Source organism: Pseudomonas sp. FEN (genome assembly GCF_904067045.1).
In the GTDB taxonomy this organism is placed as follows: Bacteria; Pseudomonadota; Gammaproteobacteria; order Pseudomonadales; family Pseudomonadaceae; genus Aquipseudomonas.
In genome coordinates, this window is record NZ_CAJFDC010000012.1 from 417,717 (window position 1) to 433,671 (window position 15,955).

Here is a 15,955-nt window from a genome sequence, read left to right on the forward strand (position 1 = left end):
ATCAGGCGCGACCGATATCGGCGAATTTCGCCTGGGTATGCTCGGCCAGCACCGCTGGCGCCAACTCGACTTCCAAGCCCCGGCGGCCGGCACTGACAAAAATACTCGCGAAAGTCTGCGCGCTCTGGTCGATAAAGGTCCGCAGGCGCTTCTTCTGTCCGAGCGGGCTGATACCTCCGAGCAGATAGCCGGTTGCCCGCTGGGCCGCCGCGGGATCGGCCATCTCGACTTTCTTGACCCCCGCCGCCTGGGCCAGTGCCTTCAAATCCAGACTTCCGACGACCGGTACCACCGCCACCAGCAGTTCAGCCTTTTCCGTGCTGGCCAATAGCGTCTTGAACACCTGCTCCGGGGCCAGCCCCAGTTTCTCCGCAGCCTCCAGGCCATAGGAAGCCGCCTTCGGATCGTGTTCGTAACTGTGCACGCGATGTTCGGCACGAACTTTTTTCAGCAGGTCCAATGCAGGGGTCATGGCAGGTCCAGGCGGTTCGAAAGACAAGCGCGGATTTTAGGCTATTCGCAACGAAAAGGCTCTATGACAGGCCAAGCATCAAGCTTTTCCTAATGCGACAAGCATCAATGAGTGCGTAAAAATCACCCTTTTCCTACGTATAAATCCTCCTCATTCACGCAGCCAGCGCTCAAAAAGTGGACTATCGTTCACTTTCGACCTTTGACATCAGCGTTTCTTGTCTATATTTTTTCGAAACTGAATATCACAGCCCTACTCTCAGCAGTAACGAGCGGTAAGCCGAAATCAGAGATGGGGTTTCCTGAGCATCGGTGAAAAGTCCACGTCCATCATCCGGGTGGGCGTCTAACAACAACAAAAATCGAGGTGTCCAATGAGTACCGCTTTGAAACAACCGTCGCTCTCGGGCCAATGCATCGCCGAATTCCTCGGCACCGCGCTGCTGATCTTCTTCGGCACCGGCTGCGTTGCCGCGCTCAAAGTCGCGGGCGCCAGCTTTGGCCTGTGGGAAATCAGCATCATCTGGGGCATGGGCGTGAGCATGGCGATCTACCTGACCGCCGGCGTTTCCGGCGCTCACCTCAACCCGGCCGTGAGCATTGCGCTGTGCCTGTTCGCCGATTTCGAAAAACGCAAACTGCCGTTCTATATCTTCGCCCAGGTCGCCGGGGCCTTCTGTGCCGCCGCGTTGGTTTACACGCTCTACAGCAACCTGTTCTTCGATTTCGAACAGGCCCACCATATGATCCGCGGCTCCCAGGCCAGCCTGGAACTGGCGTCGGTGTTTTCCACCTATCCCAATCCGGCCCTGAGCACCGCCCAGGCGTTCCTCGTGGAAGTGGTGATCACCGCGATCCTGATGGGCGTGATCATGTCCCTGACCGACGACAACAACGGTCTGCCCAATGGCCCGCTGGCACCACTGCTGATCGGCCTGCTGATCGCCGTGATCGGCAGCGCGATGGGCCCGCTGACCGGCTTTGCCATGAACCCGGCGCGAGATTTCGGGCCCAAGCTGATGACCTTCCTCTTCGGCTGGGGTGACATCGCCTTCACCGGCGGGCGCGACATTCCGTATTTCCTGATTCCGATCTTTGCACCGATTGTCGGTGCCTGCCTCGGTGCCGTGCTGTATCGCGGGATGATTGCCCGTCACCTGCCCAGCGCCGCACCTGCGACACAGGAACAACCGGCGACCGCTGCCAAAAAGGTCCAGGCTTCCTGAAACACCTGCACTGCGCCACCCCTCGTGAGCGCCTTTCTCCCTGACGGCGCTCATCCCGGCACTTTTCCCTATTTCAGCAAGGCAATCGAAAATGACCGACATTCAGAATAAGAACTACATCATTGCCCTCGATCAGGGTACGACCAGCTCCCGGGCGATCATCTTCGATCGCAACGCCAACGTGGTCGGCACCGCCCAGCGCGAATTCCAGCAACACTACCCACAAGCCGGCTGGGTCGAACACGACCCGATGGAAATCTTCGCCACCCAGAGCGCGGTGATGGTCGAAGCCCTGGCGCAAGCCGGCCTGCACCATGACCAGGTGGCGGCCATCGGCATCACCAACCAGCGTGAAACCACCGTGGTCTGGGACAAGGTCAGCGGCCGTCCGATCTACAACGCCATCGTCTGGCAGTGCCGCCGCAGCACCGAGATCTGCCAGCAGCTCAAGCGCGACGGCCACGAAGAGTACATCCGCGAAACCACCGGCCTGGTCACCGACCCGTACTTCTCCGGCACCAAGCTGAAGTGGATCCTCGACAACGTCGAAGGCAGCCGCGAACGCGCGCGTAACGGCGAGCTGCTGTTCGGCACCATCGACAGCTGGCTGATCTGGAAATTCACCGGTGGCAAGACCCACGTCACCGACTACACCAACGCCTCGCGCACCCTGCTCTTCAACATCCACTCCCTGGAGTGGGACTCGAAGATGCTGGAGATCCTCGACATTCCCCGGGAAATGCTCCCAGAGGTGAAGTCCTCCTCGGAAATCTACGGCCACACCAAGAGTGGCATCGCCATCGGCGGTATCGCCGGTGACCAGCAGGCCGCCCTGTTCGGCCAGATGTGCGTGGAACCGGGCCAGGCCAAGAACACCTACGGCACCGGCTGCTTCCTGCTGATGAATACCGGCACCAAGGCGGTACGCTCCAAGCACGGCATGCTCACCACCATCGCCTGCGGCCCGCGCGGCGAGGTGGCCTACGCCCTGGAAGGCGCGGTGTTCAACGGTGGCTCCACCATCCAGTGGCTGCGCGATGAACTGAAGATCATCAACGACGCCTTCGACACCGAATACTTCGCCAGCAAGGTCAAGGACAGCAACGGCGTCTATCTGGTACCGGCGTTCACCGGTCTGGGCGCCCCGTACTGGGACCCCTATGCCCGTGGCGCGCTGTTCGGCCTGACACGCGGGGTGAAGGTCGACCACATCATTCGTGCCGCCCTGGAGTCGATCGCGTACCAGACCCGCGACGTGCTGGACGCCATGCAACAGGACTCGGGCGAACGCCTCAAGGCCCTGCGCGTGGACGGCGGCGCGGTGGCCAACAACTTCCTGATGCAATTCCAGGCCGACATTCTCGGGACCCAGGTCGAGCGCCCGCAAATGCGCGAAACCACGGCACTCGGCGCGGCCTACCTGGCCGGCCTGGCGTGCGGTTTCTGGGGCAGCCTGGACGAGTTGCGGGGCAAGGCGGTGATCGAACGCGAGTTCGCCCCGCAACGTCCTGAGGCCGAGAAGGAAAAACTCTATGCTGGCTGGCAGAAAGCCGTCAGCCGCACCCGCGATTGGGAACCGCACGAAGATAGCAACTGAGCCTGAAGCAGCTCTTTAGGCTGAACGAGTCTCTGTAGGAACCGGGCTTGTCGGATCGCCGCGAAGGCGTCTTTGAAGACGCCAACAGCTTCGCTGCGATGCGGCGCCCCGACAAGCCAGGCTCTACAGGTTTTGTGGCGATCTCACGATCAGACGAAGTTCAACAGGCCGCCGAAGCAAGAGCGACCTCGACAGCAACAACGCACGACGCCCACGCCACATATCCACGATTGATAGGCCCCGCAAGTGGCAGACAGGTCCTTCCTGCGGCATGATGGAGGAATTTGTACGGCAGCCCAAAGGACGCCCAATGAATCTGCCTCCCCGCCAGAAGCAAATCCTCGAACTGGTCCGCGAACGCGGCTATGTCAGCATCGAGGAAATGGCCCAGCTTTTTGTCGTGACCCCGCAAACCATCCGCCGCGATATCAACCAGTTGGCGGACTCCAATCTGCTACGTCGCTACCACGGTGGCGCGGCCTACGACTCCAGCGTGGAAAACACCGCCTACGCCATGCGTGCCGACCAGATGCGCGATGAAAAGCAGCGTATCGCCGAGGCTATCGCCGCCCATATCCCCGATCACGCCTCGCTGTTCATCAATATCGGCACCACCACCGAATCCATTGCCCGGGCGCTGCTCAATCACAACCACCTGAAGATCATCACCAACAACCTGCATGTCGCCTCGATCCTCAGCGCCAAGGACGACTTTGAAGTCCTCCTCGCCGGCGGCAACGTGCGCCGCGACGGTGGCGTGGTGGGCCAGGCCAGCGTCGACTTCATCAACCAGTTCAAGGTCGACTTCGCCCTGGTGGGCATCAGCGGCATCGATGAGGACGGCAGCCTGCTGGATTTCGACTACCAGGAAGTGCGGGTTTCCCAGGCAATCATCGCCAATGCCCGACAGGTCATATTGGCGGCGGACTCCAGCAAATTCGGACGCAACGCCATGGTGCGCCTGGGGCCGATCACCCTGATCGATTGCCTGGTGACCGACCAGGCCCCCGTGCCGGCGCTGGCCCAGCTATTGCACCAACACAAGATTCGCCTGGAAGTCGTCTGAGGCTCAGGCCTGCCCCCTGTGGCGAGCGGGCTTGCCCTAAGGCCAGTCAGTCAAGGGGGGTGGGATATTGAGATCGTCATTAACTTGTGGGAGCGGTGCTTGCCCGCGAAGCTTTTAGCGGCCTCAAGGACCTCTTCGCGAGCAAGCTCTGCTCCCACAGGGACGGTGTTCGACCTTGACTGACTGGCCTTAGGGCAAGCCCGCTCGCCACAGCGCCTACGCGGCTATCGCCCTACAATGTTCGATAATTTTCCTTTCCAGCCATCCTGATGGATTTTTTCAATCAGGACTCACTGGTCGTGGGCCTGTTTATCCGCTACTATTTTCGAAAGCGAACATTAATGTTCGAATTCAAATATAGAGAAGACCCTGCGAGGCCCACCGATGAACCCCAACACCTTGCCTGCCCCACCCCTTGCCGAGATCTATGACATCGCCGTGATCGGCGGTGGTATCAATGGTGTCGGGATTGCCGCGGACGCAGCCGGTCGCGGTCTCTCGGTTTTCCTTTGCGAAAAGGACGACCTGGCCAGCCACACCTCCTCGGCCAGTAGCAAACTGATCCACGGTGGCCTGCGCTACCTGGAGCACTACGAATTCCGTCTGGTCCGCGAAGCCCTGGCCGAGCGCGAAGTACTGCTCGCCAAGGCCCCGCATATTGTCAAGCCGATGCGCTTCGTCCTCCCCCACCGTCCGCACCTGCGTCCGGCCTGGATGATTCGCGCCGGCCTGTTCCTCTATGACCACCTGGGTAAACGCGAAAAGCTCGCCGCTTCGAAAAGCCTGAAGTTCGGCGCCGACAGCCCGCTCAAGGCCGAAATCACCAAAGGTTTCGAATACTCCGATTGCTGGGTCGACGACGCTCGCCTGGTGGTGCTCAATGCCATGGCGGCGCGGGAGAACGGCGCCCATGTGCACACCCGTACCCGCTGCGTCAGCGCCCGCCGCGACAAAGGCCTGTGGCACCTGGAAATGGAGCGCGGCAACGGCGCGCGGTTCTCGATCCAGGCCAAGGCCCTGGTCAACGCGGCCGGCCCCTGGGTCGCCAAGTTCATCAAGGATGACCTCAAGCTGGAATCGCCCTACGGCATCCGCCTGATCCAGGGCAGTCACCTGATCGTCCCCAGGCTGTATGAAGGTGAACACGCGCACATCCTGCAGAACGAGGACCAACGCATCGTCTTCACCATTCCATACCTGAACCGTTTCACCCTGATCGGCACCACCGACCGCGAATACCAAGGCGACCCGGCCAAGGTCAGCATCACCGAAGCGGAAACCGACTACCTGCTCAAGGTGGTCAACGCGCACTTCAAGAAGCAGCTCGCCCGCGGCGATATCGTGCACAGCTATTCCGGCGTTCGTCCGCTGTGCAACGACGAGTCCGACAACCCTTCGGCCGTGACACGTGACTACACCCTGGCGCTGTCCGACAGCCATGGCGAAGCGCCGCTGCTATCGGTGTTCGGCGGCAAGCTGACGACCTATCGCAAGCTCGCCGAGTCGGCGCTGACCCAGTTGGCGCCGTTCTTCAAGGACCTGAAGCCGAGCTGGACCGCGAACGCGCCCCTGCCCGGTGGCGAAGGCATGACCACGCCACAGGCCTTGAGCCACGAGATCCGCACCCGCTTCGACTGGATTCCGAGCGAGATTGCCCGGCGCTGGGCCACCAGCTATGGCAGCCGCACCTGGCGCCTGCTGGAGGGTGTGCAGGATCTGAGCGACCTGGGCGAACACCTGGGCGGCGGCCTCTATACCCGCGAGGTGGATTACCTGTGCAGCGAGGAGTGGGCCTGCGCGGCCGTGGATATCCTGTGGCGGCGCAGCAAGCTGGGCCTGTTCACCACGGCGGCCGAGCAGCAACAGTTGCAGCGCTACCTGGACAAGGTCGAACAGCACCGAGGCAAGATCGAAGCGGCCTGATTCAGGCCCTTCCTGATACCGGAGAGTTGAAGCCGAACGCGTCCTGATACAGGAGAGTTGAAGCCGAACGCGTCCTGTGGCGAGCGGGCTTGCCCGCGCTCGACTGCGCAGCAGTCGCAAAACCGATCATCTCGGTCTACCTGATGCACCGATTTCAACGGTTTTAGGGGCGCTTCGCACCCCAGCGCGGGCAAGCCCGCTCGCCACAAATTTCCGTCAGGCTTGAGATCGCGCTGATCCTGGAAAAGCCCCCTCACGATCATAGAAAGCCTCAAATACAAGCTCCGTCCTACAGCCCCTCCCATTCGGTTTTCCGAACAGCCCTTCGCCAGCCATTCGGCGAACCGGACGCCAAACGCTCTACAATCTCTCGAAATAAAAATAATTCCCTTTAAAATCAACAGCTAAAACCAAACCCCCGAGCCTGGCACGAGTCGTGCTCTAGACTCTGTAACGAATGCTCAAGCCGTCCCTTGGGCCCTATGAGCGGTTCGAAGTACCCGAGAGTCGGCTGACCGGCTCCATAAGAAAAACAATCTCGAGGAAATCATCTGATGCGCATCGTTCCCCAGCTTCTGGGCGCAGCTATCGCTGTTGCTCTGATCAGTACTCCAGTTTTCGCCGCTGAACTGACCGGCACCCTGAAGAAGATCAAAGACTCCGGTACCATCACCCTCGGGCATCGCGACAGCTCCATCCCCTTCTCCTACATCGCGGATGCCTCCGGCAAGCCAGTGGGCTACGCCCACGACATCCAACTGGCCATCGTCGACGGCATCAAGAAAGATCTCGGCCTGCCGGAACTCAAGGTCAAGTACAACCTGGTGACTTCCCAGACCCGCATCCCGCTGGTGCAGAACGGCACCGTCGACGTCGAGTGCGGCTCCACCACCAACAACGCCGAACGCGCCCAACAAGTGGACTTCTCGGTCGGCATCTTCGAAATCGGTACGCGCCTGCTGTCGAAGAAGGACTCCCCCTACAAGGACTTCGCAGACCTCAAGGGCAAGAACGTCGTGACCACCGCCGGCACCACGTCCGAACGCATCCTCAAGTCGATGAACGCCGACAAGCAGATGGGCATGAACGTGATCTCCGCCAAGGACCATGGCGAGGCCTTCAACATGCTCGAAAGCGGCCGCGCCGTGGCCTTCATGATGGACGACGCGCTGCTCGCCGGGGAAATGGCCAAGGCCAAGAAGCCCGACGACTGGGCGGTGACCGGTACGGCGCAATCCTACGAAATCTATGGCTGCATGGTCCGCAAGGACGACCCGGCGTTCAAGAAAGCCGTGGATGACGCCATCGTCGGGCTCTACAAATCCCACGAGATCGACAAGATCTACGCCAAGTGGTTCACCCAGCCGATTCCGCCAAAGGGCCTGAACCTGAACTTCCCGATGAGTGACGAGCTCAAGGCGCTGCTGGCCAATCCGAACGACAAGCCGGCGCCGGAAAAAAAGCTCTGACTCACCGCTGACCCGGCTCCCGCTGGCGCGAACGCGGCCTCGGGAGCCGGTTGACATCTGCTGTACTGGCTTCTTCTATTGAGATGGGAAAGACACTCGGACCGCGAGCGGTGCGCGTGTGCCTGACTGACCCTGTCAGGCGGGGCGGAGTCCCGGGAAGCACGTGCGTGACCATTGATTGATCCAAGGGGAGACCCGAATGAATTACAACTGGGACTGGGGCGTGTTCTTCAAGTCCACCGGCGTGGGCAGCGAGACCTATCTCGACTGGTACATCTCCGGGCTGGGCTGGACCATCGCCATCGCCGTCGTGGCCTGGATCGTTGCGCTGCTCCTCGGCTCGCTGCTGGGCGTGATGCGCACCGTACCGAACCGCGTGGTCGCGGGCATCGCCACCGTTTACGTGGAAGTCTTTCGCAACGTGCCGCTGCTGGTGCAACTGTTCGTCTGGTACTTCCTGATACCCGACCTGCTGCCGCAAAACCTGCAAGACTGGTACAAGCAGGACCTGCACCCGACCACCTCGGCCTACCTGAGCGTCGTGGTCTGCCTGGGCCTGTTCACCGCCGCCCGGGTCTGCGAACAGGTGCGCACCGGGATCCAGGCGCTGCCCCGCGGCCAGGAATCCGCGGCCCGCGCCATGGGCTTCAAGCTGCCGCAGATCTACTGGAACGTGCTGCTGCCGCAAGCCTACCGGATCATCATTCCGCCGCTCACCTCGGAATTCCTCAACGTCTTCAAGAACTCCTCGGTGGCCTCGCTGATCGGCCTGATGGAACTGCTCGCGCAGACCAAGCAGACCGCCGAGTTCTCCGCCAACCTGTTCGAAGCCTTCACCCTGGCGACACTGATCTACTTCACCCTGAACATGAGCCTGATGCTGCTGATGCGCCTGGTGGAGAAGAAAGTCGCGGTGCCCGGCCTGATCTCCGTGGGGGGTAAATAATGGACTTCGATTTCAGTGGCATCGTCCCGGCCATTCCAGGCCTGTGGAACGGCATGCTGATGACCCTGCAACTGATGGTGCTGGGCGTCATTGGCGGCCTGATCATCGGCACGCTCCTGGCCTTGATGCGCTTGTCTTCGAACAAGCTGCTGTCCAATATCGCCGGCGCCTACGTCAATTACTTCCGCTCGATCCCGCTGCTGCTGGTGATCACCTGGTTCTACCTGGCGGTACCGTTCGTCCTGCGCTGGATTACCGGCGAAGACACGCCGATCGGTGCGTTCGCCTCCTGCATCGTGGCCTTCATGATGTTCGAAGCGGCGTACTTCTGCGAAATCGTCCGCGCGGGCGTGCAGTCGATCCCCAAGGGCCAGATGGGGGCCGCCCAGGCCCTGGGCATGAGCTATGGCCAGACCATGCGCCTGATCATCCTGCCCCAGGCATTCCGCAAGATGACCCCGCTGCTGTTGCAGCAGAGCATCATCCTGTTCCAGGACACTTCGCTGGTCTACACCGTGGGCCTGGTGGACTTCCTCAACGCCTCGCGCTCCAGCGGCGACATCATCGGCCGCTCCAATGAATTCCTGATCTTCGCGGGTCTGGTCTACTTCACAATCAGCTTTGCCGCCTCGCTGCTGGTCAAGCGTCTGCAAAAAAGGTTTGCCGTATGATCTCTATCAAGAACATCAACAAGTGGTATGGCGACTTCCAGGTGCTGACCGATTGCAGCACCGAGGTCAGCAAGGGCGAAGTGGTGGTGGTCTGCGGCCCCTCGGGCTCGGGCAAGTCGACCCTGATCAAATGCGTGAACGCCCTGGAACCCTTCCAGAAAGGCGACATCGTGGTCGACGGCACCTCCATCGCCGACCCGAAGACCAACCTGCCGAAACTGCGTTCGCGGGTGGGCATGGTGTTCCAGCATTTCGAGCTGTTCCCGCACCTGACCATTACCGAAAACCTGACCATCGCGCAGATCAAGGTCCTCGGCCGCAGCAAGGAAGAAGCGACCAAGAAAGGCCTGCAACTGCTCGATCGCGTCGGTCTGTCGGCTCATGCCCACAAGCACCCGGGGCAACTTTCCGGCGGCCAGCAACAGCGCGTGGCGATTGCCCGGGCCCTGGCGATGGACCCGGTGGTGATGCTGTTCGACGAACCGACCTCCGCCCTCGACCCGGAAATGGTCAATGAAGTGCTCGACGTGATGGTACAGCTGGCCCAGGAAGGCATGACCATGATGTGCGTGACCCACGAAATGGGCTTTGCGCGCAAGGTCGCCAGCCGCGTGATCTTCATGGACCAGGGCAAGATCATCGAGGACTGCAACAAGGACGAGTTCTTCGGCGACATCAGTGCCCGTTCGGAACGTGCGCAGCAGTTCCTCGACAAGATCCTGCAGCACTGAAACGACACCGCTCCCATCGCAACGCCATAGAGGCATGGGAACGGACAACATTGTGGGAGCGGAGCTTGTATGGGAGCGGAGCTTGCCCGCGAAGCTTTTAGCGATCTCAAGGTCGCCTTCGCGGCCTCTCGGCAAGCTCCGCTCCCACACAAGCGCTGCCCCCACGGGTTATGCGTAAACCCCGATCATTTTTCCACAAGAAATACGATCTGGTTGACCCAAGGCAAACGTGATGAAATGCGACCCCAACCTCTATCGCGCGACGCCGCCCTCACTCGCCGTGAAACCCCGCCTGATCCGCCAACTGTTCGTGCCGCCGCTGATCGTCCTGCTGATGATCGGCCTGGGCTACGTCGGCTATCGCGTCAGCGAACACTATGGCATCCGCACCCTCAGCGAAAACGGCGAACGCCAGCTGGAGCTGCACGCCCGGACCGTCGAAAGCGAGATCAGCAAGTACACCTACCTGCCCAGCCTACTGGAGCTTGAATCCAGTGTCTCGGCCCTGCTCAAGGAGCCAGACGCCGAACACCGACAAACCGTCAACGATTACCTCGAAGGCCTGAACCGCCGCAGTCGCAGCCGGGCCATCTATGTGCTGGACACCACCGGCCGGGTGTTGGCCACCAGTAACTGGCGCGACGCCGACAGCTACCTCGGCGAAGACCTGTCCTTTCGCGCCTACTTCCAGGACGCCGTGCGCGGCCTGCCAGGACGTTTCTACGGCATCGGCAGCACCAGCGGCGAGCCTGGCTATTACCTGGCCCATGGCCTGGAAGAACACGGCAAGATCATCGGCGTGGCGGTGATCAAGGTGCGCCTCGAAGCCCTTGAAGAACGCTGGCAACGGGCCCGCCTGGAAGCCTTCGTCAGTGACGAGAACGGCATCATCATCCTCTCCAGCGACCCGGCCCGGCGTCTCAAGTCCGTGCGCCCGCTGACCCCGGAGATCAAGGAGCGCCTGGCCCGCAGCCTGCAATATTACTGGTGGCCGCTGAACGAGCTGCAACCCCTGGCCCGCGAACGCCTGGCCGAAGGCGTGGAAACCCTGACCTTCCCGGCCAATACGGAACTGGCCAAGGACGGCGACAGCGTCAGTTACCTGGCCCAGACCCGACGCCTGAGCGACACCCCCTGGCACTTCACCCTGCTCACCCCCCTGCAGGACCTGCGCCGCGAGGCCGCCAACCAGGGCATCCTGGTGGCCGTGGCCTTCGCCCTGGTCGCCTTCCTGCTGATCGCCTGGAATGAACGGCGCAAGGTCATCGCCACCCGCCTGGCCGCCCGCGAAGCCTTGCAGGAAGCCAACAGCCAGTTGGAGCGCCGCATTGCCGAGCGCACCGCCGACCTGCGTGCCAGCAACGAGCGGCTCAAGGACCAGATCCGCGAACGGCGCCAGGCCGAGGAAACCCTGCGCCACGCCCAGGACGAACTGGTCCAGGCCGGCAAGCTGGCCGCCATCGGCCAGATGTCCACCAGCATCGCCCATGAACTCAACCAGCCACTGGCGGCGCTGCGGACCTTGTCCGGCAACACCGTGCGCTTTCTCGAGCGTGGCGAACTGGACACCGCCAGCACCAACCTGCGCACCATCAACGATCTGATCGACCGCATGGGCCGGATCACCGCCAGCCTGCGCGCTTTTGCCCGGCGCGGCGACGACAAGGGCGAGTCGAGCCTGGGCAAGGCCATCGACGCCGCCTTGCAGGTCCTCGGCAGTCGGGTCGAAACCCTGCACCTGGAAGTCCATCGCGACTTCGACGACGTGCAACTGGCCATCGACCAGACCCGCCTGGAGCAGATCCTGGTCAACCTGATCGGCAATGCCCTCGATGCCATGCAGTCCCAGCCCCTGCCCGAGCTATGGCTGGAGGGTGACTTCGTCGAGGGCAAATACCGCCTGCGGGTGCGCGACAACGGACACGGTATCGAACCGGCGGCGCGCAAGCACCTGTTCGAGCCCTTTTTCACCACCAAGCCGGGAGAACAGGGCCTGGGCCTGGGCCTGACCCTCTCCGCCAGCCTCGCGGCGGCGGCCAGCGGCCACTTAGGGGTCGAGCACCCCGGCAGTGGCGGCACCGCCTTCGTCCTCACTTTACCGCGGGTTCCCCCTGCCAAGGCCGAGCCGATATGAATAACGACCTCACTGTCCTGATTGTCGAAGACGACCCGCATGTCCTGCTCGGCTGCCAGCAGGCACTGTCCCTGGAAGATATCCCCAGCGAAGGTGTCGGCAGCGCCGAAGAAGCCCTGGCGCGGATCGGCGACAACTTCCCCGGCATCGTCATCAGCGACATCCGCCTGCCGGGCATCGACGGCCTGGAACTGCTGACCCGACTCAAGGCCCGCGACCGCAGCCTGCCGGTGGTGCTGATCACCGGCCACGGCGATATCTCCATGGCCGTCGGCGCGATGCGCAACGGCGCCTATGACTTCATGGAAAAACCCTTTTCGCCGGAGCGCCTGGTCGACGTCGCCCGTCGCGCCCTCGAACAGCGCGGCCTGGCCCGTGAGGTCTGGTCGCTACGCCGGCAACTGGCCGAGCGCGACTCGCTGGAAGGGCGGATCATCGGGCGCTCGCCGGCTATGCAGAACCTGCGGGAACTGATCGCCAACGTCGCCGACACCTCGGCCAACGTGCTGATCGAAGGCGAGACCGGTACCGGTAAGGAACTGGTTGCCCGTTGCCTGCATGACTTCAGCCGACGCCAGTCGCAACAGTTCGTCGCCCTCAACTGCGGCGGGCTGCCGGAGAACCTGTTCGAAAGCGAAATCTTCGGCCATGAAGCCAACGCCTTCACTGGCGCCGGCAAACGGCGTATCGGCAAGATCGAGCACGCCCATGGCGGCACGCTGTTCCTCGACGAGGTGGAAAGCATGCCGATCCCCTTGCAGATCAAATTGCTGCGGGTGTTGCAGGAACGCACGCTGGAACGCCTGGGCTCGAACCAGAGCGTGGCCGTCGATTGCCGGGTCATCGCCGCCACCAAGTCCGACCTCGACGAACTGGGCCGCGCCGGCGAATTTCGCAGCGACCTGTATTACCGGCTGAACGTGGTGACCCTGGAGCTGCCGCCCCTGCGCGAGCGGCGCGAGGACATCCTGCAATTGTTCGAGCACTTCCTGCAGCAGTCCTCCCTGCGTTTCGACCGCGCCGTGCCGGAGCTGGACAACCAGACCTTGTCCAACCTCTTGAGCCACGATTGGCCGGGCAATGTGCGCGAACTGCGCAACGTCGCCGAACGTTTCGCCCTGGGCCTGCCGGCCTTCAAGAAAGCCGGTGCGCCCAGCGGCGGCGGACTGGGCTTTGCCGAAGCGGTGGAGGCGTTCGAGCGCAACCTGCTGAACGATGCCCTGCAACGCAGCGGCGGTAACCTGACCCAGGCCAGCCAGGAGCTGGGCATGGCCAAGACCACCTTGTTCGACAAGGTCAAGAAATACGGTTTGAGTCACTGACGGCGGGCAAGCACGATGGATTTACTGTTGAAGGCCGCGCTCGGCGCGCTGGTCGTGGTGCTGCTGGCGGCCCTGTCGAAAACCCGCAACTACTACATTGCCGGACTGGTACCGCTGTTCCCGACCTTTGCTCTGATCGCGCACTACATCGTCGGCAAGGGACGCTCGATCGATGATCTGAAGACCACCATCCTGTTCGGCATGTGGTCGATCATCCCCTACTTCATCTACCTGGCGACGCTGTATGTACTGGTGGACCGGCTGCGCCTCGAAGCATCGCTGGCGCTGGCGGTACTGGCCTGGTTGGTCGCGGCCAGCGTGCTGGTCAGCCTCTGGCTGCGTTTTCACGCCTGAGTCGCGGTCACGGCCCGGACAGCTCGGCCGCCCTGTGCTGGCCCGCCCTTTGCATTCACCGGCAAAGTCCTTACGCTGTGTGCTTTTCACCGACGCCGAGCGGCGGCGCGATTCGGCGCCCGATGAGGCGTTGATCATGTTGTTCTAGGAGCTGTTTCCGTGTCCCTTGGCGTTATTTTGCTGGTACTTTTTTCCGTTGTCCTGGACGTGATCGGCCAACTCTGTTTCAAGATGGGCCTGGACCGCTTGCCAGAGCTGGACGGTGGCTTCAGGCTGACGGCCTTCTGGGGCCAGGTCTTCAATGCCCCCCTGCTGTGGTGCGGGATCGGCGCCTATGTCATCGAGTTCTTTGTCTGGATCGAAGCCCTGTCCCGGGCACCGTTGAGCCTGGTGTTTCCCATCGGGGCCCTGGCCTATTGCGGCGTGGTGCTGGTCGGCAAGGTGGTGCTGGGCGAAACCGTCAGCCGCCGCCGCTGGCTCGGCACCCTGGTGATCACGGCTGGCGTGATGCTGGTAGCCATTTCCGGCGCTTGAGGGCTCCATTCATGTTCGAAGGAAATTGTTGATGAGCGGTGCAAAACACATCGACTGGCTGCATGGGCGTTTCGGCACCATCGTGCTCTGGGCCTTGCTGATCGCTTGCGAAAGCGGCGGGCAGATCGCCTCCAAAATCGGTGGCGACCTGTTGGGGCAGACGGATTTCAGCCTGCAATGGCTCCACGCGGTGCTGCTCAACCCCGGGGTCTGGGCGGCAGTGAGTTGTTATATCGGAGCGTTTTTCGTCTGGATGCTGATTCTGCGGCGCAGCACGTTGTCGCTGGCGTTTCCGCTGAGTTCGCTGGTGTTTGTCGCGGTGCTGCTGGCGTCCTGGCTGGGACTGAACGAACAGATCAGCCTGCTGCACTGGATCGGGGTGGCGGTGATCATTGGCGGGATTGCATTGCTGGCCGAGGGTGAGAAGAACTAGCCAGCGATGGCGCTGAACGTGACACCGCCATCGCCGACAATCGAGTATCGAGTATCGAGCGGCGCTCCCAAGGGGGAAGGTCCGACCTCAGAACTTGTAGCTGATCGCCGTCTGGACCTGGCGCTGGTTGTTGTCGCCGCGCTGTTTGACGATGCTGCTGTCCGCCACCGAGCCCACCAGATGAATCCAGCTGGCACTGGTCATCAGCGACCAGTTGCCACCCAGCGGGAAGGCAAAGCTCTGGGTCAGGGTCAGATTCTGGAAGCCACCGCCAACATGGTACTGGCTGATTCCCGAAGCCCGCGCCTCCTGGGCACTGACGCCGAAGAAGGTCTGGGCCTGGCGCTCATCGGCAAAGTGCGCGGTGATGTTGCTGCGGCCGATAATTCCCGTGCCCAGCGGATAGCCCAGCTCGCCCCCCAAACGCCCCGACAGGCCACCCTGGCCGCCACCGCCGCCGACGGCACTGCCCAGTGCGACGAAGAGCCGCCAGAAGTCATCCGGCGCGTATTCCACGTAACCGCCCGCCACGACCATGTCCGGCACATCACGCAAACCGCGCAACGAGCCATTGGACACCCGCCCCGTGAGGTAGCTGGCAAAAGGCCCGGCATTAAAACCATTGGCCCTGAACGCCGCCCAGCTCAGGCCGTCATCGCCACTGAGGCTGACATCGCCCCAGTCCAGATCCACATACGGCAGCGGCACCACTTCATAGCGGCTGCCCGAGGGGTCATAGGGTAGATAGCCCAGCCCGGCCCCCAACTGTCCGGTAATCCCCTCGTCGGCCATGACGGCTGGAACCAGACCGCCCAGGGAAAACAGGCCGGCAAGCAGCAATGAGGGAGTCAACCGATTCATGAAAAAGAGTCCTTGTCGATACATGCCTTACGTGATCATAAGCACGCTTTTTTGTAGGCAAGCACTGATGTTGTTTGTAGCAAGCTACATTTTTTGTAGCTTGCTGTATTGAATCCAATACATGCAGAGAGGGGATATTCGATAAGAATAGCGGATTCGAGCACTTGGCACACTCCATGCTCTGCGCTACGGCATGCGCAGTGTGCGCTCTTATCCA

15 protein-coding genes are annotated in these 15,955 nt (G+C 61.9%); 13 read left to right on the forward strand and 2 right to left on the reverse strand.

Annotated features, from left to right (window positions below; all coding sequences use genetic code 11):
* Position 1: 1 nt before the first annotated feature.
* Positions 2-472 carry a Cys-tRNA(Pro) deacylase gene (ybaK, locus tag PFEN_RS14070; RefSeq protein WP_191487414.1) on the reverse strand — a complete coding sequence of 157 codons (471 nt, stop codon included), beginning with the start codon at positions 470-472 and terminating at the stop codon, positions 2-4.
* Between the two features lie 373 nt (positions 473-845).
* Between ybaK and PFEN_RS14075 the strand changes: the two genes are divergently transcribed.
* The 13 genes from PFEN_RS14075 to PFEN_RS14135 all read left to right on the forward strand — a co-directional run bounded on the left by PFEN_RS14075 (position 846) and on the right by PFEN_RS14135 (position 14,877).
* Positions 846-1,697, forward strand: coding sequence for an MIP/aquaporin family protein (locus PFEN_RS14075; protein WP_191487415.1), 852 nt, complete (start codon positions 846-848; stop codon positions 1,695-1,697).
* 91 nt (positions 1,698-1,788) lie between these two features.
* Positions 1,789-3,294 carry a glycerol kinase GlpK gene (gene glpK / locus PFEN_RS14080; RefSeq protein ID WP_191487416.1) on the forward strand — a complete coding sequence of 502 codons (1,506 nt, stop codon included), beginning with the start codon at positions 1,789-1,791 and terminating at the stop codon, positions 3,292-3,294.
* 310 nt (positions 3,295-3,604) lie between these two features.
* The gene (locus PFEN_RS14085) at positions 3,605-4,360 is read left to right on the forward strand and encodes a DeoR/GlpR family transcriptional regulator (protein WP_191487417.1); all 756 of its coding nucleotides are present in this window, start codon (positions 3,605-3,607) and stop codon (positions 4,358-4,360) included.
* A 384-nt stretch (positions 4,361-4,744) separates the two neighbouring features.
* Positions 4,745-6,283 (forward strand): glycerol-3-phosphate dehydrogenase, encoded by a 1,539-nt coding sequence (gene glpD, locus PFEN_RS14090; protein WP_191487418.1) that lies wholly within the window; start codon positions 4,745-4,747, stop codon positions 6,281-6,283.
* A gap of 554 nt (positions 6,284-6,837) precedes the next feature.
* A complete protein-coding gene (locus tag PFEN_RS14095) occupies positions 6,838-7,752 on the forward strand; it encodes a glutamate/aspartate ABC transporter substrate-binding protein (RefSeq protein ID WP_191487419.1) in 915 nt (304 codons plus the stop codon).
* 199 nt (positions 7,753-7,951) lie between these two features.
* Positions 7,952-8,698 carry an amino acid ABC transporter permease gene (locus PFEN_RS14100; protein WP_191487420.1) on the forward strand — a complete coding sequence of 249 codons (747 nt, stop codon included), beginning with the start codon at positions 7,952-7,954 and terminating at the stop codon, positions 8,696-8,698.
* Positions 8,698-9,369, forward strand: coding sequence for an amino acid ABC transporter permease (locus tag PFEN_RS14105; protein ID WP_191487421.1), 672 nt, complete (start codon positions 8,698-8,700; stop codon positions 9,367-9,369). The genes PFEN_RS14100 and PFEN_RS14105 overlap by 1 nt, the downstream gene beginning before the upstream one ends.
* A complete protein-coding gene (locus tag PFEN_RS14110) occupies positions 9,366-10,100 on the forward strand; it encodes an amino acid ABC transporter ATP-binding protein (protein WP_191487422.1) in 735 nt (244 codons plus the stop codon). The genes PFEN_RS14105 and PFEN_RS14110 overlap by 4 nt, the downstream gene beginning before the upstream one ends.
* Positions 10,101-10,332: 232 nt before the next feature.
* Entirely contained in the window at positions 10,333-12,234 is a 1,902-nt protein-coding gene (locus tag PFEN_RS14115; protein ID WP_191487423.1) for a sensor histidine kinase, read from the forward strand.
* Complete coding sequence (locus tag PFEN_RS14120) at positions 12,231-13,556, forward strand: sigma-54-dependent transcriptional regulator (RefSeq protein WP_191487424.1); 1,326 nt, start codon at positions 12,231-12,233, stop codon at positions 13,554-13,556. The genes PFEN_RS14115 and PFEN_RS14120 overlap by 4 nt, the downstream gene beginning before the upstream one ends.
* 24 nt (positions 13,557-13,580) lie before the next feature.
* Positions 13,581-13,910: a GlpM family protein gene (locus PFEN_RS14125; RefSeq protein ID WP_191487494.1), complete on the forward strand. Its 330-nt coding sequence runs from the start codon at positions 13,581-13,583 to the stop codon at positions 13,908-13,910.
* A 159-nt stretch (positions 13,911-14,069) separates the two neighbouring features.
* Positions 14,070-14,444: an EamA family transporter gene (locus tag PFEN_RS14130; protein WP_191487425.1), complete on the forward strand. Its 375-nt coding sequence runs from the start codon at positions 14,070-14,072 to the stop codon at positions 14,442-14,444.
* A 31-nt stretch (positions 14,445-14,475) separates the two neighbouring features.
* Complete coding sequence (locus PFEN_RS14135; protein WP_191487426.1) at positions 14,476-14,877, forward strand: EamA family transporter; 402 nt, start codon at positions 14,476-14,478, stop codon at positions 14,875-14,877.
* Positions 14,878-14,964: 87 nt separating this feature from the next.
* On the opposite strand, the gene PFEN_RS14140 is transcribed toward PFEN_RS14135, so the two are convergent.
* On the reverse strand, positions 14,965-15,738 hold the full coding sequence (locus PFEN_RS14140; protein ID WP_191487427.1) for a MipA/OmpV family protein: 774 nt from the start codon (positions 15,736-15,738) through the stop codon (positions 14,965-14,967).
* Between the last annotated feature and the right edge of the window lie 217 nt (positions 15,739-15,955).